This window comes from Dictyoglomus sp. NZ13-RE01 (assembly GCA_002878375.1).
In the GTDB taxonomy this organism is placed as follows: Bacteria; Dictyoglomota; Dictyoglomia; order Dictyoglomales; family Dictyoglomaceae; genus NZ13-RE01.
The window spans coordinates 63,793-90,135 of record NIRF01000001.1; the positions used below are offsets into that span (position 1 = coordinate 63,793).

The window sequence follows — 26,343 nt, forward strand, 5'->3', positions numbered from 1 at the left end:
TAAAGGTATAATGTTTGCAGTTATCGATTTTGGTTCCCAATATACTCAATTAATTGCAAGAAGACTAAGGGAATTAAAAGTATACTCCTTAATTTTTCCTCCTAATGTAGAGACGAGAGAGCTTGAGGGGGTAGAGGGGATAATTTTATCTGGAGGACCTGGAAGTGTTTATGAGGATAGTCTTGATTTAAATATGGATATCTTTAATATTAATGTTCCAATATTGGGGATTTGTTTTGGTTTTCAATTAATAGCTAAGATCTTTGGAGGAGAAGTTGTAAAGGGTGAGAAAGGGGAATACGGACTTACAAAGATAAAAATTATAAATCCATCAAAACTACTTGAAGGTTTAAATGAAGAAGAGATTGTTTGGATGAGTCATCAAGATGTAGTTTCAAAACTTCCAAGTGGATTTGTACCTTTAGCTATATCAGAGAATAATTACCTTTCCGCCTATGAGTCGATAGAGAAAAACATATACGGAGTACAGTTTCATCCAGAGGTAAGTCATACTAAAAAAGGAAGGGAAATATTAAAAAATTTTGTTTTCAAAATCTGTGGGAGTAAAGAAAGCTGGAACTTAAGTAAATTTGTTGAAGATAGTATTAAAGAGGTTAGGGAGCGTGTTGGGAATGAAAAGGTCCTTTTGGCAGTAAGTGGAGGGGTAGACTCTTCAACTTTAGCTGTTTTACTTAGTAAGGCTATTGGTGACCAACTTACTGCTGTTTTTGTGGATCATGGTCTACTTAGAAAGGGAGAGAGAAATGAAGTTGAAAATGCATTAAGAAGTTTAGGAGTTAATCTTGTGGTAATTGATGCTAAAGATAGATTTTTAGAAAAATTAAAAGGAGTTCAGGATCCAGAAGAGAAAAGAAAGATAATTGGACATGAATTTATTAAAGTATTCGAAGAATTTGCAAAACAATATGGACCATTTAAGTACTTAGCCCAAGGCACTCTTTATCCTGATGTAATAGAAAGTGCCCAATCCAAGACAGGTAAGGCTGCAAAAATAAAATCTCATCATAACGTAGGTGGGCTTCCTTCAAACCTGCAATTTGAAATAATAGAACCTTTTAGATATTTATTCAAGGATGAGGTTAGAAAAATAGCAGAAATATTAGGATTACCTCAAAGCTTTATTAGTAGACAACCTTATCCAGGTCCTGGATTAGCTGTTAGAATTGTTGGAGAAATAACAGAAGAAAGATTGGATATTTTGAGAGAGGCGGATGCTATACTTCAGGAGGAATTACGAAAGTGGGAAGGCTATGAACATATTTGGCAGTCATTTGCGGTATTACTTCCTGTAAGAAGTGTAGGAGTAAAAGGGGATAAAAGATCTTATGAGTATACAATTGCTTTGAGAATTGTTGAAAGTGAAGACGGAATGACTGCCCAATGGGTAAAAGTCCCTTATGAGATATTGGAAAGAATAGCTACTCGTATAACTAACGAAGTAAAGAATATTAATAGAGTGGTTTTAGATATTACAAATAAACCCCCAGCCACAATAGAATGGGAGTAAAAGGAGGTCTTTAATATGAGAGAATTAGAAAAATGGCTTGGAGAGAAACAACTTCAGAGAGTAGAGGAATTATTAAAGGAAAGAGGATTTAATGTATTATTAGTTGAAAATAAAGAGATGGCAAAAGAGAAAGTTTTGGAACTTATACCAGAAGGAGCAACAGTTGGTATTGGTGGAAGCATGACCATAAGAGAAATAGGAATAATTGAAGAATTAGAAAAGAGAGGCTTTGAGATTTACCATCATTGGAAACCTGGATTATCCCCAGATGAAGATTTAGAGATAAGAAAAAAAGAATTAATTTCTGATGTTTTCTTATCAAGCGTAAATGCTATTACTTTTTCAGGAGAAATAGTCAATATTGATGGAGTAGGTAATAGAGTTTCAGCGCAAATATTTGGTCCTAAGAAGGTGATTTTAGTTGTTGGTAAAAATAAATTGGTAGTCAACTTGGAAACTGCCATTTGGCATATTAAAAATGTAGTAGCACCATTAAATGCTAAAAGACTTAATTTAGATCTACCTTGTGGTACCTTAGGATATTGCGCTGATTGTAGTAATCCTAAGAAAATGTGTAGAGTTATAACTATTATGGAAGCTCCACCATCTAAAACTGAAATTTGGATTATATTAGTAAATGAAAACTTAGGGTTTTAAGGAAATATTTTCACAAATAAGATAATAAGTAGTAGAGCTGGTAAGAGATTAGCAACTTTTATATTTTTTAACTCTAAAAGATTGAAAGCAATGCCAAGAACAAGAATACCGCCAACGGCAGTCATTTCTCTTACAACAATCTCTGTTAATATAGGACTAACAAGGTTAGCAAGTAGAGTAATAGTTCCTTGAACAATGAGAACGGAAAGGGACGAAAAAGCAACCCCAATTCCGAGGGCAGAAGAGAGCGCAATTGAGGCAGTTCCATCTAATAGTGATTTTGTTAAAAGGATGGTTGGAGTTTGACCTAATCCATCCTGGATAGATCCCATTATTGTCATTGGTCCAATACAGTATAATAAACTTGCAGTTAAGAATCCCTTTGCAAAAGTCCCTTTTTCTCCTCTACTGAATTTTTCTTCGACTTTATTTGATATATCTTTAAAAATACCATCAATATTTAACAGCTCTCCTATTATTCCTCCAATAACTAAACTAAAAACTAAATGTAAAAATTTTTCTCCTTTTAATGCCATTTGCAAGCCAAGATAAATACATACAAGTCCTAATGCGTCCATTAGGATTTTTCGCATGTTTTCAGTAAACTTACTTTTTAATGTAAGTCCTATTAAACTTCCAATTAAAACTGCTATACTATTAATAATTGTTCCCATTAGGGATATAAAATATCATAAAATAAGAATTTAGTCAAAAAGTAATGAGAAGTTTAATAATAGATCTTAGAATGATAAATTATTCTGGGATTGGGACTTATTTGAAAAATTTAGTTCCATTCTTTAAAGATTCTATTTTTTCCCTAAAAGTCTTAGGAAATGTTAGAGAAGTGAAAAATTTTTTAAAGGATGATATAGAGATAATTCCATTTGGTGCACCTATTTATTCCATTTCCGAACAATTAAGTTATCCTTTAATAATTCCAAGATGTGATGTTTTTTGGTCTCCTCACTTTAATGCACCAATATTACCAATAAAAGCAAAAAAAAGAATAGTTACAATTCACGATGTTTATCATCTTGCTTTTTATGAGAGCTTTAATTCTTTGCAAAAAGTATATATAAAGCTTGTTATTAATAGTGCGGTAAATCTTTCTGATAAAATTATTACAGTATCTAACTTTTCTAAATCTGAAATCATTAAGTATACAAAAGTAAATCCAGAAAAAATAGAAGTCATTTATAATGGTGTAGATAATAATAGGTTTAAAATTTTGGATAGAAAAGTTTTAGAACCATTTAGATCGAAATATCCGGAGAATTTTATTCTATATGTAGGAAATGTAAAGCCTCATAAGAATTTGAAAAATCTGTTGAAAGCCTTTTCTATAATTCAAAAAAAGAACTACAAAGATTACTATTTGGTAATTGTTGGCAAAAAAGAGGGTTTTATAACTGGTGATAAAGAAATTTTTCAAATTCTTGAGGATAGTTATGAATTGAGAACCAAAGTAATATTTACAGGTTATATAGAAGATGACGAACTTCCTGTACTATATAATCTTGCAAGGTTATTCGTATTTCCTTCATTATATGAAGGATTTGGTCTTCCTCCCCTTGAAGCTATGGCTTGTGGATGTCCCACAGTTGTATCTAATCTATCCGCAATACCTGAAGTTTGTGGAGATGCAAGTTTTTACGTAAATCCATTAGAACCTGAAGAAATTGCCCTTGGAATTTTAAAGGTTTTAAACAGTGATGATCTAAGGAAAAATTTAATCGAAAAAGGATTAGAAAGAGTAAAATCCTTTAATTGGGAAAAATCAGCCAAGAAACATAGAGAAACTATTCTAACTCTTCTGGATAGGGGATAAGATATGCTTGAGTTATTAGATATTCATCATCAAATCTAAATACCCAATTTTTAAGTATCTCCAAAATAACTTTAAGTTCTACCTTCCCCTCTTTATAGTTTTTGAGTAGATTTAAAAAATGCATCTTTTCCTTTTCTCTTAGCTTTTCAGATATATGACCAAATATGTGTGATAATGTATTATAATGCTGATTTCTTGAGGGCTTCTTTGATAGAGCCTTCAAAAATATTTCTGAATAGATAGAAAGGGACTCTTTGAAATTATCTCTATTTATATTAGCTACAATCTTACCTAATTTTCTAAGCTTTTCTTGACTATAGGTCATAAGAAGATATTTGTATCTTTGATGAAAATCCATGATTTCCTTTACTTCTTTGGCATTTTTCCTAAATTCTCTAAGATCTGCTAAAGAGAATATTCTTGTTAAGAAATTTCTCTTAATATCTGGATTTTTTAATCTACCTTCATCCTCAATAGGAATAAGGGGAAATTTCTCCATTAGTAACATTGCAAAAATCCCTTTTCCCTTGGAGTGGTAGATCTTTCCCTCTTTATCTTTATAAACTAAAGTGTTGGAGACACCGCAGGAAGGAGATTTACTCTTTAATATTGCTCCATCAAATTCATAGTTTGATAAATTTGATATAAAATCCTCAGAAAATTTATACATAATATCTGTTAAATCACTACCAGTGCTTGGTTGAGATATTCTATAGCCTTCTTCTGTTTTATAAACTATTATTTTTTCTCTTGGAACTCCAAGTCCAATAGAAACTTCTGGACATACAGTATTAATATCACAGAAGTCTCTGAGTTTTAGAACAAATTCATCTTTAACAAATCCTCCATCATATCTTACAGGTTCTAAATTTAAACAAGCACTAAGTATAATTTTAGGTCTCATAAAGTTTCTCATAATTATATCCTCCTTTATTGTCAATTCTTATTTATAATGGTATAATCTCTTTTGGATGGAGAGGTGGCCGAGACGGTTTAAGGCAGCCGCCTGCTAAGCGGTTGTACGGGCAAAAACCCGTACCGTGGGTTCGAATCCCACCCTCTCCGCCAACTTTAACTATAAAACTTCTGTAATAACTCTTTGTATTTTTTAAATTTCTCCTCATAATAATCCAATTTATTTATAGGCTCGTATAATGTAAATTCTTTTACTTTAAAATTTTCTGCGTAATTTTTAGGATATATATTATTTGCTATCAAATAAGCTGTACCCTTACTTGTTAACTCCCTCTCTTTTGAAACAAATAAAGGAGTATTAAGGATATCCGCCTTTAATTGGACAATATTTTTGAATCTACACATTCCCCCACCTAATATGATCTTTTCAATATTAAATCCAATATTTCTAATCTCTTCTATGATCAACCTTGTTTCAAAAAATAGTCCCTCCCAAATACTCTGTAATAGATCATTTAATGTGGTTTTGATAGTAATTCCGAAAAACATTCCCTTTGCATCCTTATTGGGAGATGGAATATTTCTCCCTAAAATATAAGGGAAAAAGAAAAGCTCATTTTCAAACTGAAAATTTATTCTTTCAATTTTTCTTTTAATATTTAAACCATTTCTAATCCAATTATAAATTCCGCCGGAAAAATGAATTCCCCCCAACAAATAATATCTATCTTCAAGAAGGCATCCCACACTAAATCCCTTTTTCCCTACATCCTTTAAAATATTTAGATTATCTGATAAAAGGAAAAAGGCTTCTGCAGTTCCCCAAGAATCATATAAAGTTGAATAATCTAACTCAAGAGGGAAACTTCCAATAGGATGGTCATGACCTCCTAAAAAAACTGGAATTGTATTGTAATCTCCTATGTAGCTTCCACATGCCTTTATATTCGGTAAAATACTTTCATTTAACCCACATAAATTTAAGATTTCTTTGGACCAGTACTTATTTCTGATATCAAAAATGAGCATTCTACTTGCCAAAGAATAATCAGTTATAACTTCACCAGTCAGTAAATAATTCACAAAATCTACAGCATTTAGCCATTTCCATACTCTACTCCATATATCTTTTTGATTTTCCCTTACCCATAAAATCTTCGCTAACGAATATTTAGGTGAAACTTTTAATCCAGTAATTTCAAAAATTCTTTCCTTGTTAATGGAATTTAGAATGTTCAACTCCTTTTCTCCTCTAAGGTCTAACCAAGAAAATATATTGGTAAGTGGTTTTCCTTCTTCGTCAATGAGTAGACCAGCCTCCCCCATTCCAGAGACTGAAATACCGCCTATACTTTTTAAAGGCATTTCCCTTAATGTATTATAGATGGCTTCTTTTATAAAGTTCGGTGATATGGAATAATCACTACTTATTTGGGTTGGTATAACTTTTTTAGAAATAATTTTTCCTTTCTTGTTCCAAAGAAAAATTTTTATGTTTGTTGTTCCTAAATCAATTGTTAGGAGATTTTTAAGACTCATTTTAAGTGATCCTTTCTTAATGAGATTCTTATATTCTCTTCTTTCACAATTCCTACATCAACTTTCTTCTAAATTTTATTTTCTTCACTATCTCACCCTCTTTCTTTCATCTTACCATATTTTACTACTTTTAATTCCAGACTTCACAAGGTTATAAAAAAGTGATATTTTAATAACATATGAGGGGAATGACTGCCTCATGTTTTAAAGAGATATCCTTTGGGAGCCTTAAGCTTTATATGGAGTTTAAGGGGTACAATCATCGTTTTTTAGAATTAAAAATTTATCTTCCACAAAATCTCACATATTTAGAGAAAGAATTTATAGATAAAATAAGGAGTAATATAAAAAGAGGACAGGTTATATTTAATCTTAGAATGTACAATAATATTGAATCCATCCCTAAACTTAACTCTTCTTTTATAGAGGAGTCTTTAAAGGAAATTGAAAAAATAACAGGGAAAAAGGAAATCTTATCTGATTGGAAAGAGCTTCTTATTAATCCTCAAGCATTTACATTAGAACCTAAAAGTTTTTCAAATGAGGAAGTGGACTTTATAAAAAAAGAATTTGATCTTCTTTTGGAAAATTTTTTAGAGGAAAAAAGGAAAGAAGGAGAAGGAATATCTAAAAGTCTTGAAAAGTGTATCCAGATAATTAAGGAAAATCTGGAAAAAATTGAGGCTGAGGATGAAAACTGGAAAAAAGAGGTTCATGAAATCTTGAATAAAAAATTGGAAGAATGGAATATTACTATCGAAAGAGATAGATTAATTCAAGAAATTGCTCTGATCATAATGAAAGCGGATATTAATGAGGAATTAGAGAGGCTTAAAATTTTTATTGCTAAATTTGAGGAAGAGATGAAAAGAGATGATAGTATTGGAAAAACTTTGGACTTTATAATTCAAGAAATGTGGCGTGAAATAAATACTCTTTCCAGTAAAACCGCAAAGACAAAAATTATGGAGTATTCTTTAAAAATAAAAGAGGAGTTAGAAAAAATGAGGGAATTAATTAACAATGTGGAGTAGGGAGTGAAATGACATGAAGATAAAATTAATTAATATTGGTTTTGGGAATATTGTAGTTAGTTCAAGAATTGTTGCTATAATAAGCCCTGATTCAGCTCCTATCAGGAGATACATCTCCGATGCTAAAGACAGGAATGAACTTATTGATGCCACATATGGTAGAAAAACAAGGGCAGTTTTAATATTAGATAGTGGACATATAATACTTTCTGCTCTTAATCCGGAGACTATTGCAGCAAGATTAGAAGGAATGGAAGAAGAGGAGGAAAAGGAATGAATTCATCAGGACTTCTTTTTGTACTTTCTGGACCATCTGGGGTAGGAAAGGATGCTGTCTTGGATAAATTACTAAATAAAATTCCAAATTTAGTTAAATCTATTTCGGTAACAACAAGACCCATGAGGGTAGGGGAGAGGAATGGAGAAAATTATTTTTTTGTAGATGAAAAAACTTTTAAAGAAATGGTTGAAAAGGGAGAATTTTTAGAATGGGCTCAGGTTCATTCTTATTTTTATGGTACTCCTAAAAAATTTGTTGAAGAAAATATAAGACAGGGAAGGGATGTAATTTTAAAGATAGATGTTCAGGGGGGATTAAATGTAAAGAATTTATATAAATCTGCAATTCTTATCTTTTTGCTTCCTCCTTCTTTGGATGAGTTGAGAAGAAGATTAGTTGGGAGAGAAACTGAAAAAAGTAGTGATCTGGAAATAAGGTGGAAAAATGTGCCACTTGAAATTTCTAAAATTTTTTATTATGATTATTTAGTTGTGAATGATAACATAGATGAGGCTGTTGAGAATGTGAAAGCAATTATTTTAGCAGAGAGATGTAGACTTACAAAGGAAAAAGCAGAATATTGGTTAAAGAAATTAGGAGGTTGTGAGCAATGAAGGATTCTTTAGACGAATTATTAAAAATAATACCAAATAAATATATTTTGACAGTTTTAATAGCAAAAAGGGCAAGACAGATAAGCGAGGAATTAAAGTTCCTAAGACAAGTTATGGCAAGAGATCCTCAAACTATGGCTATTGAGGAATTATTAAATGGAAGGATCACATACGAGGAGGAGAAATCTAAGTAATTAAGGGTGTTAATTGCTAAGGTTATACTTTTTGATACGCGTATCCCTGAGAAAGATTTCCTTTATTACTATATTCCTGAAGAATTAGTAGATTCTGCTCAGGTTGGTAAAGCGGTAATAATACCTCTTAAGAAGAGAAGAGTCTTAGGCTATATCTGGGACATATCAGAAGAAGAAGTTCAAGGTTTAGAGTTAAAACCAATAACGGCTGTTTTAGAGAAATTTCCTATTTTATCCTCTTCTCTTATCTCTTTGGTTAATTGGATAAGTGAATATTATGAAAATTCTCTTTTCAAATCCGCAAACTATATCTTTCCATCTGGCATAAATTTAAAATTGAAAAGAATATTTAAAAGAGTAGAACCATGTAGCACTAAACTTACTAAAAAACAAGAAGAAGTTTATGAGATATTAAAGGAAGAAAAAAATTTAGAAAAACTCAAAAAAGAGGTTAAAGTTTCTGAGTCTCTATTAAGAGATCTAATAAGAAAAAATGTTATTACTGAAAGAATCGAGGTAGAATTATCGGAGAAAATACCAAGAAAAGAGTTTTTTTATATACCTAAAAGAGATAACTGGGATATTGATAAGGATAGTCTGTTAGAGTTTAGTAAGTTAAAACAAAGTTTAAGTAATAAGCCGTTGTTATTATTTGTAGAAAACAGGAAGGAACGTTGGAGAATATATATAGAAGTAATAAAATATTTCTTCAATAAGGAAAAGCAAGTATTAATTATTTTTCCAACCTTAAATTCTCTTTTTGATTTTCTTCAATTTTTAGAAGATAAGGTACCAATTAAATATTATCCATATCATGGTCTTCTTACGCCTGCTCAGTCTTATCAGGTGTATAAGTTATCATATGAGGAAAAACCTATTTTAATTGTATCTTCTGGAAAGGGAATTTTTTTACCCTTCAGTAGTTTAGGAGTAATCATATTGGATGAGGAAGAAAATGAATTCTATAATATGAGAGAAAAGGAGCCAAGATTTGATGTATCAAAAGTTGCTGTTAAAAGAGCAGAACTTGATAAAATACCTATTATCTTAGGAACAAGCTCTCCCTCAGTAGCATCTTTTTATAATTCCATAAAAGGGGTTTACTCTCTTTACAGAAAGTCAGCAAAAAAGCCTAAAATATCTGTTATCGATATGAGGAGAGGGAAGGGAGAAGTTCTTTCCTATTATACTTTAAAAAGGGTGAAAGAGGTTCTATATAATAATAAACAGGTCTTTTTTTTACTAAATAGATTGGGCTATTCTACATACCTTCAGTGCAATGATTGTGGTTATACTTTTTATTGTCCTCATTGTAGTACATCTTTAGTTTACCATTCTGATACACTTGAGTTAAAGTGCCATTATTGTGGATATAGTATGCCTGCTGTTACAACTTGTCCTAAATGTGGTGGTTACAGTTTTAATTATGGAGGATTAGGTACAGAAAAATTGGAAAGTTATCTGAAAAGATTATTTCCAAAAAAGATTGTACAGAGATGGGATAGTGAAAAAGATATAAAAGATGAGACTATTTTATACAAGAGTGATATTATAGTGGGAACAAGACTCATTGTTCCATGGATTCCTCGTATGTCTGTAGGGTTATTAATTGTAGTCAACTTGGATAATTTTTTACATCTTCCTGATTTTTCTATGCCCGAGAAGATATTTCACTTAATAAGAAGAATAATGTCAGACTTTCCAGGAGAAGAATTAATAATTCAAACTTATTCCTCACAGCATTATGTCATTAGGGCTCTAAAAGCAAATTTTTATAACCTTTTTCTTCATGAGGAACTTAATTTAAGAAAAACCTTAAGTTATCCTCCATTCTCTACATTACATCAAATTCTATTAATAGGTGATGATGAAAATGAATTGATAGAAGAAGGTATAAAGCTAAGAGATATGATAAAAGAAAAATATGAAAATTTATCTATTTTAGGTCCTGCCCCTTTCTTTCCTATGGTTTTAAGAGAAAAATATAGATATCAATTAATAATTAAAGATGAAAGTGATCTTCCTTTAAACTTGAAAAATATTGTAGAATACAATAATACTTTTGCAAGTTATAAGGTTATAATTAACAAAGATGTTAGGGAAATTTTATGATTTTGGGAGGTGAGGAAATGATTTTAAAAATTTATACTATTGAACATCCTGTCTTAAGAAAAAAGGCGAAAAATGTAGAAAAGATAGATAATAATATAAAAAAATTAGCGGAAGCAATGTTTGAAACCTTAAAAACTGTAGATGGTGTTGGACTTGCCGCTCCACAAGTAGGAAAAAGTTTGAGAATGGCTGTTATTTCTTACGAGGATCAAGATTTGGTAATAATAAATCCTGAGATTATTGAGAAAGAAGGGGAATGGGTAGATATTGAGGGATGTTTGAGTATTCCAGGAGTTGAAATTCCGGTAAAGAGAGCTCAAAAGATTACAGTAAGATTCCAAGATTTGAATGGAAAAACAATAGTAATGAAGGCTGAAGGAATGTGGGCGAGAATTTTCCAACATGAAATAGACCACTTAGATGGTATCTTGATTGTTGATAAGATTGAAGAAGATGTAAAGGTATGAAGGTAATTTTTTTTGGTACTCCTCTTTTTGCAAGGATAATATTGGAGAAACTTTATGAGAAACATAGGATCTTAGCAGTTTTTACTCAACCTGATAAGCCAAAAGGAAGAGGGAAAAAAATAGAACCTTCCGAGGTTAAAAAATTTGCCTTAGAAAAGGGTATTCCAGTATTTCAACCAATAAGCTTAAAAAATAAAGAGGTAGAAGAATTAATTCAAAGTTTAAACCCAGATGCTTTAATAGTAGCATCCTATGGAAAAATAATTCCTGAGAAAATTTTAAATATACCGCCATACGGTGGTATTAATGTTCATGCTTCAATATTACCAAAATATAGAGGAGCAAGTCCCATTGAAAGGGCTCTTTTTAATTGCGAGGAAGAAACAGGAGTATCTATTATGCAAATGACAAAAGAATTAGATGCAGGACCAGTTTGGAGTATAAGGAAGATTCCAATAGAACCAAAGGATAACAGAGAAACTTTAACACTAAAACTTGCCAATCTTGGGGCAGATTTATTGATAGAGACTCTTCCACTCATTGAGGAAAGAAGATTAATTCCAAAAGAGCAGGATCATAGCTTAGCTACTTATGCAGAAAAGATAAAACCAGGGGAAGAAAAAATAGACTGGAATATGCCAGCAAAAAAGATTTGGTGTCAAATTAGAGCATTATCTCCAGAACCTGGAGCATATACTTATTTTAGGGAAGGAATACTTAAAATATTGGATGCAGAAGCATCTCAAGATAGTATAGAGGGAGAGGTTGGAAGTGTAGTTAAAATTGATAAAAAAGTAGGTTTTGCAGTAAAGACAGGGGATGGAATACTTTGGGTGTTAGAAGTAAAACCCGAAAATAAAAAGAAAATAAAAGCAATAGATTTTATTAATGGTTATAGGTTAAAGATCGGAGATAAATTTTATAATGTAAAGTTGTAAAAGTGAAGAGAAATTTGTTTATCTTTCTTATACTTTTTTTCTTTGTTTTTCTTTTTGAGAACCTTAAAGAGCCATCAAACACAAGGATGGAAAAAATCGATGATGTATGGGTATTATTCCAATATAATAATCCTGTACCAAGCTTTGACACATGGAATAGAACTCCAAAGGGAAGAGAATCTATTTCCTTAGACGGAACTTGGAAATTTAAAATAGATCCTAATGATATAGGTATACGAGATGAAATGCCTTGGTATTATCCAGAAATTGAAGACAGTAGCTGGGATAAGTGTCTTGTTCCTTCTGTATGGGATCTTTATAAGGATAAAGATGGAAAGGATTACAGGTTTTATGATGGTAAGGTTTGGTACCGCAGAAAGTTTATTATTCCAAAGGATTGGAAATATAAATTTGTTAAGGCAAATTTTCTTGGTATAAATTATAGGGCTAAAATATGGATAAACGGAAAATTTGTTGCCACACATGAAGGAGGGTATACTCCATTTTCTTTAGATATAGGTGATTTTTTGGATTATGGAAAAGAGAATGTTATTGCCATTCAGGTTGAAAGAAGAGTTTGGGGAAAAGTAAAGGATGAAGAGATACCGCCTGGTAATTTTGATTGGTGGCCATAGGGCGGAATACATAGAAGTATATACTTAGAAGCATGCAATCAAATAAATATTAGTAAGATCTTAGTTTATGCTCCCTATGAAGAAAAAATTCTTAAGGCGAAAGTAATAGTTTTTAATCATTCGGAAACTTCGGGAAAAGTAAAAGTAAAATTTAATCCTGGTTTAGGGACTGGAGGAAATATTGAAGAAAAAGAGCTATTTATGAATCCCAAGGAAGTAAGAGTTGTTTCATTCAATATAATGATTCTAGATGCAAAACCATGGGATATATCCTCTCCAAGGATTTATGAGGCTTATGCAAGCTTAGATAATGGAGATACTTTGTTTGTAAAATATGGACGCCGTACAATAAAAATTTTAGGAATAAGTTTATTATTAAATGATAAGCCTGTATTTCTAAAAGGTGTTAATTGGCATTGTGAAAATTCTATATCTGGGGGAGCAATGAGTCCAAAAGAAATTTTTATGGATCTAAATTTGATTAAAAAGGCAGGGGCTAACTTTATTAGATTATCTCATTATAATAGGCACCCAGCCGTATATGAGTGGGCAGATGAGAATGGTTTATTAGTAATGGACGAGGTAGAAAATTATTGGATGAAGGATTATCAATTATACTATCAGACAAAAGAATATGGATTAGGATTGGCTTTAGCTGTTTGCATGGCTTGGAACCAAATGAATCATCCTTCTGTTATTATTTGGAGTGTAGCTAACGAATCTGAGACGCACACCCCCTTAGGTATAGACGCTTTTAAAATAATGTACAGTAATATCAAAAAATTAGATCTACATGAAAGACCTGTAACCTTTGCCTCTTGGGGCTCTCAGAAGGGTTGGCGGGAGGAATCTGGGGCTTTTAATTTTGTAGACATAATTGCAATAAACGAATATTTTGGGTTTTTCTATGGAAAATCAAAAGACCTTATCGATAGATTAAAGGAGCTTCATATGAAATATCCTTCAAAACTAGTACTCATTTCAGAGTCGGGCATGTGGGCGATTTGGGGAAATCATGGAGATAGTTCTGTAGTTGGGACTGAAGAATACCAGAAGGAATATTTTAAAGAGCATTGGAATATTGCGGTAAGTTTTAAGGATTATTTAGTAGGATATACATGGTTGGTTTTTGCAGATCATCTTTCCAGACACCAGCCAAACTCTGCAATTCCTTATGTTTCCACTATGGGAATCGTGGATAGAGAAAGGAGACCCAAATTAATCTTTTACTATTTTTCTCAAGCAGAAATACCTTCATACTCTTATATCCATTAAAGGAAACTTAAGTTTCTTTTCTTTGTTCTTTCTTACTAAACTACTTGAGCTAATATAGATAGACTGAGATCCATACTTTTTTATAATTGTTTCTACTGCAGAGTATAGCCTCTCCATTTTTATAAGTTTTTTTGGATCCTCAAATAAAGTCAGTTGTATATTTTGATCATCTATAAAATCTGTGAGGATTATGCCTGTTTGTCTATATATTCTATTTGGGTTATAAATTTTTTCAAATCCCTTTCTAATTAATGGGGCAAGAAAGAAGGGGATAGCAGAAGGGGTTAAAAGTTTTATATCCATGGCTTCAGCTTTAAAGTCTTGCCCTTTTAAAAAGAAAATAATTCTTCTGGGAGCAAGTTTGAATCTTCTTGCCTTGAAACAAGCCTCTTCAAGGTTTTTCATTAAATGAGCAAAGATAATACTTTCGTCATTAGTAGGTTCAAAGGTGCATGCTTTACTTATACTTTTATAACTACTTTTCGACGTAGATATTACAGGGTATACACTTATACCGTTTAACTCTTTCCATATTTCTAAAAATGGTTTTGTTAGATACTTTTTAATAAAATATTCGTCTTTTTTAGCAAACTGAAGAGCTGTCTCAATTCCAAACTTTTTTAATAAAGCAGAAGTATTAGGACCTATTCCCCAAATCTCTTCCAAAGGTAGATCTTTTAGATAGAGATGAATCTCATTTCCAGGTATACAGGTGAAGCCACCAGGCTTTTGGTATTTTGACGCTATCTTAGCTAACACTTTTGTAATACTTAATCCTACTGAGATGCTTATTCCTAATTCTCTTTCAATATCTCTTTTTATCTTTTCTGCAATATTTTCGTAGGAAGATCTATAGAGCCTTCTAAGTCCTGTCAAATCTACAAAAGCTTCATCAATGGAATACTCTTCTACCTGGGGAGAGTATCTTCTTAGTATTTCGAAGATTCTTACAGAAAAGAGACTATAAGTTTCGTAGTCTAATGGTAAAACTTCCAGTTCAGGACATAATTTTTTGGCTGTGTTTATTAACATCCCTCTTTGAATACCTTTAGCTTTTGCTTCATAACTTAGAGCAACAACAATGCCTCTTTCCCTTCCAACTACAACAGGTTTTCCTTTTAAATGAGGCTTTAAAGCTTGTTCGCAAGAAGCAAAAAAAGCATCAGCATCGACATGCATAATTGCTCTTGGCCATGGATAAATACATAAGACTTCCATAATTTCACTTATATTTTCTAATTACCGCAATAACTACGCCTGTAATTTCAAGCTCATTTTTGGGTATGATGGGATCATATTTAGGATTTGCTGGTAATAAAACTATCTTATTCTGTTCTTTCATGAAATATTTCATGGTCCATTCTCCATCTACTTTTGCAATCACAATATCGCCATTTCTAGGTAAAAGTCCTCTTTGCACTAAAACCAAATCTCCAGGGAGGATTCCTGCATCTTTCATAGAGTCTCCTGTAACTTTAAGAAGAAATGTGGCTTGAGGATTTTCCACTAAAAATTCGTCTAAAGAGATAGTATCCAGTAATATTTCCTCTGCAGGACTTGGAAAACCTGCTTCAATGGTTCCTAATACTTTTATGGGATGTGAAAGATTTTTGAGTATTAACTTCCCTTTTTCATCTCTTTTTAAAAATCCATATTTTTCCAAACTTTTGATTAACTTGAACACTGAGTTTTTTGACTTTAGTTGTAGAAGATGTGCAATTTCTGAGTAAGTAGGCATTCTGCCCTTTTCATAGTAGAATTGCATTATTAATTCTACTCTTTTTAGCAATTTTTCATTAATCTTATTTTGCATACTTTTATTATAGGTGAACGTTTGTTCACTGTCAAGAGAAATTTCTAAATTTCTGTAGAGATTTGAAGAAGAATTGTGTTAATGTTAGAATATATTTAGCTGATCTTATAGATATAATGATCTTTATGCTCCTATGGAAAGAAGATTAGTGAAGTAGAAATGGGTGGTAGAGTAGGGGATTTTTTAGCACAATTTATTATTAAAATACCTGGGAAAGAGGAGGTTTAAAGATGAGTATCAGAAAGGCTGTTTTTCCTGCTGCAGGGCTTGGTACTCGCTTTCTTCCTGCAACAAAGGCTCAACCTAAGGAAATGCTTCCAGTTGTTGATAAGCCAATCATACAATATGGAGTTGAAGAGGCAGTAGCTTCTGGTTTAGAGGAGATTGTTATTGTAACTGGGAGGAATAAAAGAGCTATAGAGGATCACTTTGATATTTCCTTTGAGTTAGAGTATTTTCTTCAGAAGAAAGGAGATTTAGATCTATTAAGACAGGTAAGAGAGATATCAGATCTTGCTACAGTTTACTATATAAGACAGAAAGAGCCCCTTGGTTTAGGACATGCGGTATTAGTTACTAAGGAAATAGTTAAAGATGAACCTTTTGCAGTAGTGCTTAGTGATGATTTAATTGTTAGTGAAGTTCCATGCTTAAAGCAAATGATAAATATATATGAAAGATATAAGTGTTCTGTTATTGCTGTAGAGAAGGTTCCAATGGAGGAAGTTAAAAATTATGGTATTATTGCAGGAAAAGAGATAGAAGAAGGTTTATATCAAGTTACGGATTTGATTGAGAAGCCAAAAGTGGAAGAGGCTCCATCAAATTTGGCTATAGTTGGAAGATATATATTAACTCCTGAGATTTTTAATATGTTGGAAAGGGTAAAGCCTGGAAGAGGAGGGGAAATACAGCTTACTGATGGATTGAAACTTCTTTTGGAAAAAGAGGCAATCTATGCTTATGAATTCAAAGGTAAAAGGTATGATACTGGAAACAAATTGGGTTTTCTTATTGCCTCTGTAGAGTTGGCATTGCAAAGGGAAGATATTGGTGAAGTATTTAAGAAATATCTCTTAGATTTGTTAGAGAAATTAAGATAAAACTTTAATTTTACCTTCTTCTATATAAATAACTTGTTCAAAGTAGTTATTGTAATCTTCGTTTAATAGGACATGGGTAATTATGAAAATTTGATCAAAGTGATCTGCAAGCTCACCCGTTGTTAGAAGTTCTAATAGGGCGCTCGCTCTATCTTCATCAAAGGAGCCTAAAGGTTCGTCTAAGAAAATGAAGCCTGGAGCATTGCCTTTTTCAGGTAGACTTGCAAGGGCAAAGGCAAGTCTTAGAGCTAATGAGAATTGATCCTGTGTTCCTCCGCTAAGTATGTCTTTCTCATAATATTCGTTTGTTTCTTTTCTATAGATCTTAATTATAAATTTTTCTGGGTCCAATTTTACCATTTTATAATTGTCTGAAGTAAGCTTAGGTAGTATTTTTTGCAAATAGGCAGAGGTTCTTGGAAAAATGGCATCTATAATCTTTTTTTGAGTCTCGTCCAAAAGTTTCCCCGCATAATCCATTTTCTTTCTTTCTCTTTCTAATCTTTCTATCTCTTTTTCTGTTTCATCTGGATTTAGATCTTCTTTGTTTTTTCCTGTTATTTTCTCATACTCTTCTAATTTTGACTTTAATCTTATGATTTCCTCATTTAAATTTTTTTCTTCTTCTAAGATCTCCATCTCTTCGTTCTCATTTAATTCTCTATTGCAAAGTTCGGTCCATTCTTTTTCTTGAAAACTCTTTTTGAAATCATTTATTAACTCATTTAACGTTCTTTCCTGATTCTGTTTTTCTCCCCTTTTCATGTTTAGTTCTTTTTTGATTTCTTCATAATGCTCTTCTACTTTTTCTTCTCTCAACCTTTCTATGTTTCTCTTTATATCTTCTTTATACTCTGGTGTGGGAGTAGAAGAAAGATTTTTTAATATGCTATCCAAATCTTTTTTAATATTCTCTATTTCTCCCTTAATAGAGTCTATTCTTTTTTTATTTTCAGATATATTTTGGGATAAGTTTTCAAGATTTTTAATCTTTTCTTTTATCTGTGCTTCTTCAGCAATAAGAGTTTCTAATGTATCTGGTGGATTTATACCTATTATATTGGAATACTTATCTATATTATTTTCAATTTCCTTTACTTTATTTTCTAATTCATTTACAAGCTCATTTATCTCCTTCCCTGATACTTTTATATCTAATTGAGATAACTTACTTAGTAGAGATTGTTTTTTATTGTTAACTTCATTAATCGCATTCTCATATTCTTCAAGCTCTCTTTCTTTTTTACCTTTCAATGATAAAAGTTCATTTATTGAGTAATCAATGAGATCTTTCCTTATGATCTCTTTTAGTTTATTAAATTCTTCTTCAATTTTTCCCTTATCTTCTTGCAATTGTTTATCTAAGCCTTCCCTCTTAGTTTCTAATTTGATCTTTTCACGTCCTAAGCTATTTATTCTATAAATGGAGATAAAAATTAATGGAAGGAGAACAAAAAGAGGAATAAGGGCAATTCTATAAAGGGTAGAGAGAAATAATAGTAATGCACTTAAAGAAGCAAAGGTAATAATATATACTTTTTGCCTCTTAATATCTTTAGAAATCCTTTCTATTTCTGAATTGTATTTTTCTAACTCTTTAATTTTATTTACTTCTTCTTCTAAGTTTTTGTAATTAATAGCATTTTCAATGTCAGTGATCTCTTTTTCTAAAGAGGCTTTTTCCTTAATTGTCTCAAATTTTGACTGTAAATCTCTAAATTCCTTTATGACTTCTGAAAGCTTTTCTTTTTGATCCTCTAAATCTTTTAATTCCTTTAATTTTTTATGCAATTCTATATAAGAATTTATTTCTTCTAATCTTTGATATAGGTTTGGAAGTTCAATTCTTTCTTTTTCCCATTCAGCTATGTTACTTTTTAGCTCTTCAATATTTTTTTCTTTATCATCTAATCTATTCTTGAGTTGAAAATATTTCTCAATCTCACTTAGCTCTTGCTCATACCTTTTCAATTCTTCTACTTTAGTTTTGTAATTCTCTTCTTCCTTTAATAAATCTGATATTTCTTCATTTAGTTTTTTTAATTCATCCTCTAATCCTTTAATCTTTTTTGCCAATTTTATAGCCTCAAACTCTTTTTTCCTTTCTCTTAATTTGGAAATTTCGTCTTCTAATTCAGGAAGGGATCTTTTTGCATTACATGCATCCCTGATAATATTTGCATATTTAAGTTCTTCCTCTATTTCTTTTGCTCTTTTCTTTGCATCATTGGATAGTTCACTTAATTTATCAAGGTTAAATAGTGAGGAAATGATAGCTTTTCTATCTTCACGTCCCTTTCCTTCTAATACACTTAGTTTTTTCTGGGCTACAAAACACGTATTAAGAAGGGTTTCATAATCTAAACCTATTTCCTTTACTATTCTTTTATTTATATCTTCTATTTTCTTCTCATTTATTAGTTTTCCATCTTTATAGACTATACATAAATGTCTATCTCTCTTTCCTCTCTCAATTTCCCTTTCGATCTTTAATTCTGTTTCATCTATCTCTAAGGTTAAAGTAACACTTGCCTTCGTGGCAGAAAAATTGATTAGATCTTTTACACTTCTTTGATTTAAATATACCGGTTTTCCAAACAGGGCAAAAACAATAGCTTCAAATAAACTACTTTTTCCTGCCTCATTTTTCCCTCTTATTAGAATCATACCACTTGATTTAAAATCTAACTTTGCATATTCATATCTTTTAAAGTTTTTCAACTCCAGACTTTTTATCCTAATCATAAAAGATCACCAAAATTGTCAGATTTTTCGAGAAAACTACTGACCCATTCATAGGATTCCTTTAATATTTCTTTATCTTGCTCCTGGGATTGTGATAAGAGTTCATTGTGTATTGTTTCCAGGACTTTTCTTATGCTAAGATCTTCAGATGAAATGGTTGTTGTCGATAAATCATATATATCCAAGTTTTGAGTATCTAAATCAAAGAAAAAGTTCAAATTATTTCCAACATCCAATATTTTTTCACGGTTAATTTGTGTAAATAAATCCGATGAAATTTTTCCCTTTAATATGCACCTTAGCAGTTGTTCCTTGGATGATTGTTTCTTGATTTCATTAATAATTATCTCAGTAGGATCTTCAGTTGTTTTGTTTTCTATAATTACTTCTATGGATTTCATGGGTTGAGAATTTGTCTTGATATATTCTACTTTACTTACTTTATTTTTCTCAATCACAATAAAGTAAAAGCCTGTATCATTTTCCTCTTCTCCAAAGTTAACTCTTTCCGTAGCTCCAGGAATAATAACTTTTTTGTTGCTGAGATCGTAATGTCTATTGGTATGGAGATGCCCAATTATATATAAATCAAAAGGCAATTGATTTAAGGAGGACTCTTTTATTTGAGGTTCTCTTGCTTTTGGATGGGCAAACTTTTCTACCGAATAGTGTAATAATAAAATTTTTATAAAGTCTCCATCGTAGGAGTTTTTTAATTTTAAAAGTTGCAATGGATCAGGCTCCCTATCCCTTAGTCTCATATCAGTAGAGATTCCGGAGATTAGCACTTTTTCACTTCCATTTTTCTCCCAGATCACAGGTTCCAATTCTTGCAATTTTGTAAAAGCTTTTACAAATCCTGCCTTTTCAAATATTCTAATAGGATAAGAATCTTCATCAGCGGAAATAAGGGAATCATGAGTTCCAGCAACTGTAAAAACATCAATTCCATTTTCCTTTAGATGTGCAAACTGCTCCATAACAAATATCAATTCTATATTTCTTGGATTTGGCATATCAAAAAGGTCTCCAGCTTGAAAAAACAAATCCACTTTCTCATTTATAGCGAAGTCTACTACTTCTTTAAAAGCTCTTCTTAAAAACTCCCTTCTTTTTCTCAATTGTTCAGGATTCATTTTTTTGTAGAATTTGTTTAGGTGATTATCTGAAGTTACTACAATTTTAATCATTAAACCTCTTCCTCCAACTCACCATCAGGTATTGGGTAGGAGGTGTTTACCAAAGAGTCTCTTCTTGCCTTTTCAAATTCCCTCTCCAAATCTATATCATATCCCCCTTCTGCAGTTTCCCTTTCTCCTATTTTAACGATGACAGGTACCCTTGTCAAATTACCAACTATTATAGCCTCTCCTATATTTAATCCTGGTAGATCCTTGAATAAAGCTTCTGATAGAGCTTCTGAAGCCTCTTTAACGGCTATTTGATCATTTGGATTTGTTAGTTTCATAATTATTTGACTGCCACACTGGGATAAAGTATGAGGGCTAATTTTGTAAGGTCTTTGTGTGATAACAATTAGAAATACCTTAAACTTTCTACCTTCAGCAGCAATAGAATTTATTATTTTTGCACTTTTTAACCTGTTATCTCTATCACTGGGAACTAAATTATGGGCTTCTTCTAAAACTATGAATAAAGGATATTTTAAGCCCTCTGATTTAGCTTTTATCCATATCTCATCTAATAAGTGGCTTACAATAAGGTCCATTAAATTTCTCTCTAAGCCTGCAAGATCTATTACTGTTATATGGGCAGGTTTTAGTATTTTTTCCACCTGAATATCATCAAATCCCCAAATTGGATAATCCTTTATCCATTTTACGTATTTTAATGCCTTTATAGCACCATTTACTAAATCCTCATTTATTTTTCTTTTTTTTGATTGTGCTTTACTCGCTAATTCTCTTTCATAATTTTCAAAGGATAATGGTTCTTCTTCCTCTTTTTCTCCTATATATTCTTGAAGTTTATTATATAGATCATCTGGTGTAAAACTTTCCTTAGTGTCTCTAAGCTCTTTAAGGGCAATTTCTATTGAATTTCTTATATTCGTTGCCTTTTCATCGATACCTAATATATCATGGATCTGATTATCTTCTAATTCACTAAATTTTATGGAGAACTTTTCAACAGGTCCTATATCTAAATCCGAAAATCTTGTTGGAATTCCAGGTATTCTATAAATAGTAACTTTATCTGCAATAGAAGAGGGCTGTAATAAATCCTTTTTCTTTCTAAGTAATACGTAGTCACTATTTGGATCAAAAACTAATACTGTTGCACCTAATTTTACTAACTTTTCCAAGAGAAGTCCTGTAAGATAAGATTTTCCAGCCCCTGTTTGAGCTATAATTGCTAAGTGTCTTCTAAGCCCATTTGGATCCAAAGTTACCTTAACATTTGGGCGGTACAATAATGTTCCTATCTCAATGGATGTACTTTTTCCATGAGTAAAAAATCTTTGAAGTAGATCATCAGGTGCTAAGTATACAGGAGAACCTGGGAGAGCAACAGAGCGAGGGAATTGTATATTATCGTTTTTATCTAAATAACCTAATACCCTTGCTGTTGCAATAAGCTGAGTTGGAATAGAATAATTTAATCCCAATAATTTTTTTGTAGATGAGTAATCTTGTCTTTCATCTAATACATCTGAATAAGCTCTTAAACTTTCTACTTGAGCTAAAACATCTACTTCCTCTCCTAATATGGCTACACCTTTTACTGTTACATATTCTAATCTTTTTGGAGCCAGCTCTCTTGTTGTAACAAATTGGAATCTATCACATAAACTTTCTCCGATCAAATAGCCTATCTCTTTCATTAGAAAAACCTCCTTTGACTCCTATCTAAAGGAAGAGGAGTCCCTAATTCTTTTTCTAAGATCATCATATATCTATCTAAATCAGGCTCTTTTCTTAGTCTTACCAATTGATCTACTAAGTATAAGTGAGTTTGGTATACCTTTATTCCACCGCAAGAATTATTTATTAAGGAGATTAGAAATTCAATTTCATCAGCCCTAATAAATTCATAGTCAGTGTTTAAAAAAGCTTGATTTCTTTTGATAATATAGGCAGGAAAATCTATTCTTAAAAGTTGATCTTGTGGTAGTAATCGAATATACAAATTAACAAAGGAGTCTAAATCTTTTAAAAGCTCACTTATATCTGGATTATTTTCTATTATTTCCCATTGTTTTTTACCTAAGATTCTTTTCCCTCCAAGTAGAAGTGGGGTAGAAAATCCTGTATCGTGTGGTATCAAATAAGATATTAACTCTGTATCAGTAGGATAAATTTTAGATTCTATTACTTTTCCTTCGGATTCTAATAAAATCTGTGATAAAAAAGTATCCCTACTAATTTTTGAGATTGATACTAATAATAAATCCCTTTCCTTTGAAAGCTGGACAAGTTCAATAGTTTTACGAAGAACATCCTCTCTTAGGAAGTTAAAATCTCCTAAATCTATAGAATATAGATAAATAAGATGTGAAATTCTTGACGATAAAGAACCATCTATAAAAATAGCATAGTCTTTCTCATTATCTTCTATTATCTGTAGAGCTAAGTCCATCTCTATATTTTGTAATATGAGATCGGAAATATTCTCCAGCTGATTATGAGAAACATATCCTGGAATAGCCTCAATATTTACTTTTACCTTCTCATAATTTTTATCACCTATTGCTAAACCTTGAGATAATATGAGATATGGACCAAAAGCCAAAGATAATATTCTTTGGGATGCATCTATTGCAAATATTGGAAGAATAAAATTATTCTCTATTAATGGATGCCAGTGGTTTTTAAAATAATTTTTAAAGGATTCCTCAATATTCAGGAAATCCTTTGATAAAATTCTTAGTAGATCCTTCTTTTTCTTACTTAATTCCTCTATGAATAAAGTTGTAAAATCTGGCATGTTATCACTTTTTACTCTTTTTTATTAGATTATTATATATCTCTAAGAGCCTTTTGTTCAAATTTTCAGAGCTAAAATCATTAGCAATTTCCCTTGCTCTTTTAGAAAGTCTATTATATAAATCCTTATTTTCTGTAATTAGAATTATCTTTTTTGCGAATTCATCGATACTATTTTGGGTATTTGGAATTAAAAATCCATTTTCTCCATCCTTTACTACATCTCCTATAGCTAAATCCTCTAAAGCAATTACAGGTAGCCCAGAGAACAATGCTTCTAAAACAACCATTCCTTGGGTCTCTGTTAATGATGAGAAGACGAAGATATCACTTGCATAGTAACTTTCAATTACATCTTTATATTCCAAATATCCTGTAAATATTGTTCTATCAATTACCCCTAATCTTTCTGCCTCTTTTATTAAGCCCTCTTTTACTCTTTTATCAGGATTATCTCCAACTATTACTAAATAATATGGGTATGAAGACCTTTTAAGCCTTTGTAATACCTTAAGAAGAAAGGGAATGTTTTTTTCCTTTCCTAATCTACCCACAAAGAGCAAAATTATTCCATCCTTTGGGAATTTTCTATTCTTTCTTGCAATTGATTTATGTACAGGCACGAACTCTCTTAAGTCTAAAGCATTTGGAAGAACTTCTATGGGTTTATTTATCTCATAACTTTCCAATATCTTTTTTACTTTTGTTGATGGTGCAATTACAAGGTCACAAAGATTGCAATAGGTTTTACTCCACCATATAGCAATGCTTTTTGCTGTCTCTTCAGTGATTATTTTGTTTTTTACAAACTCTGGAAAGTGGTCCCAAACGTAATATGCATACTCGTCAAATAATGTATGATAGGTATGTACTAATGGGATTTTTCTTTTTCTTGCTTGTTGCCAACCAAATATTCCTAAGGAAAAAGGAGTATGGGTATGAATGATATCTAACTTTAATTTATCTAATAAAAGATCATATTTAATTGAATAAGGTTTTGCAATTCTATGCTCCTTTTGAAAGGGAAAGGTTATTGATGATAGGGTAAAAACATTCTTTTCTTGGGAAGAATTAGGAATTTTAGGGATAAATACAAAAACATCGTTTCCAGATTCTTCTAAAAAATTTTTTTGCATTTTAATGGCAGTAACAACACCATTTTTTTGTGGTTTGTAGGTATCACTAAAAAACCCAATTCTCATTTTATCATTCCCAAAAAGTATGATATTAAGCCTATTAAAAATCCTAAAATTGCTCCAGAGAAAGCCTCAATAGGGGTATGCCCTATGGATTCCTTTAAAGAGATTTCCTCTTCAATGGGATATTTCTGTAAAATTTTATTTAAAACTTTTGCTTGTTCTTCTGTAGCAAGGCGTACCCCTATAGCATCTGCTATTACAATCCCTGCAAAGAAGGTGGAAAGTATAAATATTGAAGATGTAAAACCTTCTTTAAATCCCAAAATAGTAGATAAGCAAATAGTAAGGGCGGAGTGAGAACTTGGCATACCACCCCACTCAAAGAAAGTTTTTACTGCTAATCTTTTTTCCTGAAAACTCCTTATGATCCCTTTAATAATCTGAGCAAATATGGCGGAAAAAACTGGAATTAAAAATAGTGGCTCTTTTAAGAATGAGAATATCTCCATCATTTTGTTATCGTAACCTTTCTTAAATATCTTGGATTATCAGGATCTAATCCTTTTATAATTGTTAAGAAATAAGTAAAGAATTGGGCAGGTAATATGAAAAGAAGTGGTGTTAACGATTCAGGTATTTCAGAAGATATATAAAATCCATTATATTTTTGATTAAGAGCTTCTTCATTGGAGAATAAAAATATATCAACCTCTTTTTCTTCTAATATTTTTAATGTTTCATAGGATGTGGTAAGACTTTCTCCTTTGGGTATAAACATAAAAATGGGAAATCCGAAAGAAACAAGTGCTAAAGGACCATGCAGAAAATCTGCAGTAGAGTAAGGTTCTGCTAAGATATAAGAAGTTTCTTTTAATTTGAGTGACATTTCTAACGCAGATGCTAAATTATATCCTCTACCTAAAATAACACAATGCTCCATAAATTTATAGGGTAATGCTTTTTCTTTAATTTCTCCCTCTCTTCTTATAACTTCTTTAAGAGAATTAAATAATTTTTCAACTTCTTTTGAATTGTTTCTATTTAGCCAAATGTTCGCTAAAAGATAAAGAGCAAAAAGCTCTGCTAAGTAGGTTTTTGTTGCTGAAACACTTTTTTCTTCTCCAGCATTTAAATAAATAACGTTTTGAGCTAAGTTTGCAAGCTTACTATTTAGATTGTTTGTAATTCCTATGGTAAGTGCTTTTTGGTTATTTGCATTTCTAACTACCTCACAAATATCTTCACTTTCACCAGATTGGGACACTGCAATTACCAAAGAATCGTTTAATTGAGGTGGAGAATTATATATAGTGTATAAAGATGGGGCACAAAGGGAAACGGGAATTTTTATATTGGATTCAAAATAATATCTTCCCCAAACACAAGCATTATCAGAGGTTCCTCTGGCTACAAATATAATGTTCTTAGGATTAAATTCTTTTATTTTCTCAGTAACTTTTTCAAAAATCTCTATGTTATTATATAATTTTTCTAATACTTCTACTCCCTCTTTAATTTCTTTATACATGAACTTCTCCATATATGTTTATCCTCCTAATATTATGGTAAGAAAGTTTATC

Annotated in this window: 25 protein-coding genes and 1 tRNA gene; 14 read left to right on the forward strand and 12 right to left on the reverse strand. The window is 31.4% G+C overall.

Annotated elements, in window-relative coordinates:
• Positions 1 to 10 precede the first annotated feature (10 nt).
• Together CBR30_00305 and CBR30_00310 are read left to right on the forward strand one after the other, a co-directional pair.
• Positions 11 to 1,528, forward strand: coding sequence for a GMP synthase (glutamine-hydrolyzing) (locus CBR30_00305; GenBank protein PMQ02138.1), 1,518 nt, complete (start codon positions 11 to 13; stop codon positions 1,526 to 1,528).
• Between the two features lie 15 nt (positions 1,529 to 1,543).
• Positions 1,544 to 2,185 carry a lactate utilization protein gene (locus CBR30_00310; GenBank protein ID PMQ02139.1) on the forward strand — a complete coding sequence of 214 codons (642 nt, stop codon included), beginning with the start codon at positions 1,544 to 1,546 and terminating at the stop codon, positions 2,183 to 2,185.
• On the opposite strand, the gene CBR30_00315 is transcribed toward CBR30_00310, so the two are convergent.
• Positions 2,182 to 2,859: a hypothetical protein gene (locus CBR30_00315; protein PMQ02140.1), complete on the reverse strand. Its 678-nt coding sequence runs from the start codon at positions 2,857 to 2,859 to the stop codon at positions 2,182 to 2,184. The genes CBR30_00310 and CBR30_00315 overlap by 4 nt on opposite strands.
• Positions 2,860 to 2,903: 44 nt before the next feature.
• Between CBR30_00315 and CBR30_00320 the strand changes: the two genes are divergently transcribed.
• Positions 2,904 to 4,013 carry a glycosyl transferase gene (locus tag CBR30_00320; protein ID PMQ02141.1) on the forward strand — a complete coding sequence of 370 codons (1,110 nt, stop codon included), beginning with the start codon at positions 2,904 to 2,906 and terminating at the stop codon, positions 4,011 to 4,013.
• On the opposite strand, the gene CBR30_00325 is transcribed toward CBR30_00320, so the two are convergent.
• Entirely contained in the window at positions 3,985 to 4,929 is a 945-nt protein-coding gene (locus tag CBR30_00325; protein ID PMQ02142.1) for a hypothetical protein, read from the reverse strand. The two genes, CBR30_00320 and CBR30_00325, sit on opposite strands and share 29 nt — an antisense overlap.
• A gap of 57 nt (positions 4,930 to 4,986) precedes the next feature.
• Here CBR30_00325 and CBR30_00330 point away from each other — a divergent pair.
• A tRNA-Ser gene (locus CBR30_00330) sits at positions 4,987 to 5,081 on the forward strand.
• 3 nt (positions 5,082 to 5,084) lie between these two features.
• On the opposite strand, the gene CBR30_00335 is transcribed toward CBR30_00330, so the two are convergent.
• Positions 5,085 to 6,467, reverse strand: coding sequence for a sugar kinase (locus tag CBR30_00335; protein ID PMQ02143.1), 1,383 nt, complete (start codon positions 6,465 to 6,467; stop codon positions 5,085 to 5,087).
• 179 nt (positions 6,468 to 6,646) lie between these two features.
• Here CBR30_00335 and CBR30_00340 point away from each other — a divergent pair, with 179 nt between their 5' ends.
• The 9 genes from CBR30_00340 (at position 6,647) to CBR30_00380 (ending at position 14,016) form a co-directional block, all read left to right on the forward strand.
• Positions 6,647 to 7,501: a hypothetical protein gene (locus CBR30_00340; protein ID PMQ02144.1), complete on the forward strand. Its 855-nt coding sequence runs from the start codon at positions 6,647 to 6,649 to the stop codon at positions 7,499 to 7,501.
• A 19-nt stretch (positions 7,502 to 7,520) separates the two neighbouring features.
• The gene (locus CBR30_00345; GenBank protein ID PMQ02535.1) at positions 7,521 to 7,778 is read left to right on the forward strand and encodes a hypothetical protein; all 258 of its coding nucleotides are present in this window, start codon (positions 7,521 to 7,523) and stop codon (positions 7,776 to 7,778) included.
• Positions 7,775 to 8,395: a guanylate kinase gene (locus CBR30_00350; GenBank protein PMQ02145.1), complete on the forward strand. Its 621-nt coding sequence runs from the start codon at positions 7,775 to 7,777 to the stop codon at positions 8,393 to 8,395. Before CBR30_00345 ends, CBR30_00350 begins: the two co-directional genes overlap by 4 nt.
• Positions 8,392 to 8,589, forward strand: a complete 198-nt coding sequence (rpoZ, locus tag CBR30_00355; protein ID PMQ02146.1) for a DNA-directed RNA polymerase subunit omega — start codon at positions 8,392 to 8,394, stop codon at positions 8,587 to 8,589. The genes CBR30_00350 and rpoZ overlap by 4 nt, the downstream gene beginning before the upstream one ends.
• A gap of 6 nt (positions 8,590 to 8,595) precedes the next feature.
• Entirely contained in the window at positions 8,596 to 10,701 is a 2,106-nt protein-coding gene (priA, locus tag CBR30_00360) for a primosomal protein N' (GenBank protein PMQ02147.1), read from the forward strand.
• A gap of 17 nt (positions 10,702 to 10,718) precedes the next feature.
• On the forward strand, positions 10,719 to 11,168 hold the full coding sequence (gene def / locus CBR30_00365) for a peptide deformylase (GenBank protein PMQ02536.1): 450 nt from the start codon (positions 10,719 to 10,721) through the stop codon (positions 11,166 to 11,168).
• On the forward strand, positions 11,165 to 12,106 hold the full coding sequence (locus CBR30_00370) for a methionyl-tRNA formyltransferase (GenBank protein ID PMQ02148.1): 942 nt from the start codon (positions 11,165 to 11,167) through the stop codon (positions 12,104 to 12,106). The genes def and CBR30_00370 overlap by 4 nt, the downstream gene beginning before the upstream one ends.
• Positions 12,107 to 12,108: 2 nt before the next feature.
• The gene (locus CBR30_00375) at positions 12,109 to 12,741 is read left to right on the forward strand and encodes a hypothetical protein (protein PMQ02149.1); all 633 of its coding nucleotides are present in this window, start codon (positions 12,109 to 12,111) and stop codon (positions 12,739 to 12,741) included.
• A 201-nt stretch (positions 12,742 to 12,942) separates the two neighbouring features.
• Positions 12,943 to 14,016, forward strand: a complete 1,074-nt coding sequence (locus tag CBR30_00380) for a hypothetical protein (protein ID PMQ02150.1) — start codon at positions 12,943 to 12,945, stop codon at positions 14,014 to 14,016.
• Here CBR30_00380 and CBR30_00385 read toward each other — a convergent pair.
• Both CBR30_00385 and lexA read right to left on the reverse strand, forming a co-directional pair.
• Positions 13,996 to 15,234 (reverse strand): DNA polymerase IV, encoded by a 1,239-nt coding sequence (locus CBR30_00385; GenBank protein PMQ02151.1) that lies wholly within the window; start codon positions 15,232 to 15,234, stop codon positions 13,996 to 13,998. The two genes, CBR30_00380 and CBR30_00385, sit on opposite strands and share 21 nt — an antisense overlap.
• 4 nt (positions 15,235 to 15,238) lie before the next feature.
• Positions 15,239 to 15,829 (reverse strand): repressor LexA, encoded by a 591-nt coding sequence (gene lexA / locus CBR30_00390; GenBank protein ID PMQ02152.1) that lies wholly within the window; start codon positions 15,827 to 15,829, stop codon positions 15,239 to 15,241.
• Positions 15,830 to 16,059: 230 nt separating this feature from the next.
• Here lexA and galU point away from each other — a divergent pair, with 230 nt between their 5' ends.
• Entirely contained in the window at positions 16,060 to 16,932 is an 873-nt protein-coding gene (galU, locus tag CBR30_00395) for a UTP--glucose-1-phosphate uridylyltransferase (GenBank protein ID PMQ02153.1), read from the forward strand.
• Here galU and CBR30_00400 read toward each other — a convergent pair.
• From CBR30_00400 to CBR30_00430, 7 genes are read right to left on the reverse strand one after another with little or no spacing between them, the layout of a single operon-like run.
• Positions 16,924 to 19,677, reverse strand: coding sequence for a hypothetical protein (locus CBR30_00400; protein PMQ02154.1), 2,754 nt, complete (start codon positions 19,675 to 19,677; stop codon positions 16,924 to 16,926). The two genes, galU and CBR30_00400, sit on opposite strands and share 9 nt — an antisense overlap.
• A complete protein-coding gene (locus CBR30_00405; GenBank protein PMQ02155.1) occupies positions 19,674 to 20,867 on the reverse strand; it encodes a nuclease in 1,194 nt (397 codons plus the stop codon). The genes CBR30_00400 and CBR30_00405 overlap by 4 nt, the downstream gene beginning before the upstream one ends.
• Positions 20,867 to 22,522: a hypothetical protein gene (locus tag CBR30_00410; protein ID PMQ02156.1), complete on the reverse strand. Its 1,656-nt coding sequence runs from the start codon at positions 22,520 to 22,522 to the stop codon at positions 20,867 to 20,869. The genes CBR30_00405 and CBR30_00410 overlap by 1 nt, the downstream gene beginning before the upstream one ends.
• Positions 22,522 to 23,625 carry a hypothetical protein gene (locus CBR30_00415; protein ID PMQ02157.1) on the reverse strand — a complete coding sequence of 368 codons (1,104 nt, stop codon included), beginning with the start codon at positions 23,623 to 23,625 and terminating at the stop codon, positions 22,522 to 22,524. The genes CBR30_00410 and CBR30_00415 overlap by 1 nt, the downstream gene beginning before the upstream one ends.
• A gap of 4 nt (positions 23,626 to 23,629) precedes the next feature.
• Positions 23,630 to 24,826: a glycosyl transferase family 1 gene (locus tag CBR30_00420; GenBank protein PMQ02158.1), complete on the reverse strand. Its 1,197-nt coding sequence runs from the start codon at positions 24,824 to 24,826 to the stop codon at positions 23,630 to 23,632.
• Positions 24,823 to 25,275: an acid phosphatase gene (locus CBR30_00425; protein ID PMQ02159.1), complete on the reverse strand. Its 453-nt coding sequence runs from the start codon at positions 25,273 to 25,275 to the stop codon at positions 24,823 to 24,825. The genes CBR30_00420 and CBR30_00425 overlap by 4 nt, the downstream gene beginning before the upstream one ends.
• On the reverse strand, positions 25,272 to 26,303 hold the full coding sequence (locus CBR30_00430; protein ID PMQ02160.1) for a glucosamine--fructose-6-phosphate aminotransferase: 1,032 nt from the start codon (positions 26,301 to 26,303) through the stop codon (positions 25,272 to 25,274). Before CBR30_00430 ends, CBR30_00425 begins: the two co-directional genes overlap by 4 nt.
• Positions 26,304 to 26,343 lie beyond the last annotated feature (40 nt).

Coding starts and splice junctions, on each gene's coding strand:
- CBR30_00305 (PMQ02138.1), top strand. CDS start 11: ATGTTTGCAGTTATCGATTTTGGTTCCCAATATACTCAATTAATTGCA.
- CBR30_00310 (PMQ02139.1), top strand. CDS start 1,544: ATGAGAGAATTAGAAAAATGGCTTGGAGAGAAACAACTTCAGAGAGTA.
- CBR30_00315 (PMQ02140.1), bottom strand. CDS start 2,859: ATGGGAACAATTATTAATAGTATAGCAGTTTTAATTGGAAGTTTAATA.
- CBR30_00320 (PMQ02141.1), top strand. CDS start 2,904: ATGAGAAGTTTAATAATAGATCTTAGAATGATAAATTATTCTGGGATT.
- CBR30_00325 (PMQ02142.1), bottom strand. CDS start 4,929: ATGAGAAACTTTATGAGACCTAAAATTATACTTAGTGCTTGTTTAAAT.
- CBR30_00335 (PMQ02143.1), bottom strand. CDS start 6,467: ATGAGTCTTAAAAATCTCCTAACAATTGATTTAGGAACAACAAACATA.
- CBR30_00340 (PMQ02144.1), top strand. CDS start 6,647: ATGAGGGGAATGACTGCCTCATGTTTTAAAGAGATATCCTTTGGGAGC.
- CBR30_00350 (PMQ02145.1), top strand. CDS start 7,775: ATGAATTCATCAGGACTTCTTTTTGTACTTTCTGGACCATCTGGGGTA.
- rpoZ (PMQ02146.1), top strand. CDS start 8,392: ATGAAGGATTCTTTAGACGAATTATTAAAAATAATACCAAATAAATAT.
- def (PMQ02536.1), top strand. CDS start 10,719: ATGATTTTAAAAATTTATACTATTGAACATCCTGTCTTAAGAAAAAAG.
- CBR30_00370 (PMQ02148.1), top strand. CDS start 11,165: ATGAAGGTAATTTTTTTTGGTACTCCTCTTTTTGCAAGGATAATATTG.
- CBR30_00380 (PMQ02150.1), top strand. CDS start 12,943: ATGAATCCCAAGGAAGTAAGAGTTGTTTCATTCAATATAATGATTCTA.
- CBR30_00385 (PMQ02151.1), bottom strand. CDS start 15,234: ATGGAAGTCTTATGTATTTATCCATGGCCAAGAGCAATTATGCATGTC.
- lexA (PMQ02152.1), bottom strand. CDS start 15,829: ATGCAAAATAAGATTAATGAAAAATTGCTAAAAAGAGTAGAATTAATA.
- galU (PMQ02153.1), top strand. CDS start 16,060: ATGAGTATCAGAAAGGCTGTTTTTCCTGCTGCAGGGCTTGGTACTCGC.
- CBR30_00400 (PMQ02154.1), bottom strand. CDS start 19,677: ATGATTAGGATAAAAAGTCTGGAGTTGAAAAACTTTAAAAGATATGAA.
- CBR30_00405 (PMQ02155.1), bottom strand. CDS start 20,867: ATGATTAAAATTGTAGTAACTTCAGATAATCACCTAAACAAATTCTAC.
- CBR30_00410 (PMQ02156.1), bottom strand. CDS start 22,522: ATGAAAGAGATAGGCTATTTGATCGGAGAAAGTTTATGTGATAGATTC.
- CBR30_00415 (PMQ02157.1), bottom strand. CDS start 23,625: ATGCCAGATTTTACAACTTTATTCATAGAGGAATTAAGTAAGAAAAAG.
- CBR30_00420 (PMQ02158.1), bottom strand. CDS start 24,826: ATGAGAATTGGGTTTTTTAGTGATACCTACAAACCACAAAAAAATGGT.
- CBR30_00425 (PMQ02159.1), bottom strand. CDS start 25,275: ATGATGGAGATATTCTCATTCTTAAAAGAGCCACTATTTTTAATTCCA.
- CBR30_00430 (PMQ02160.1), bottom strand. CDS start 26,303: ATGGAGAAGTTCATGTATAAAGAAATTAAAGAGGGAGTAGAAGTATTA.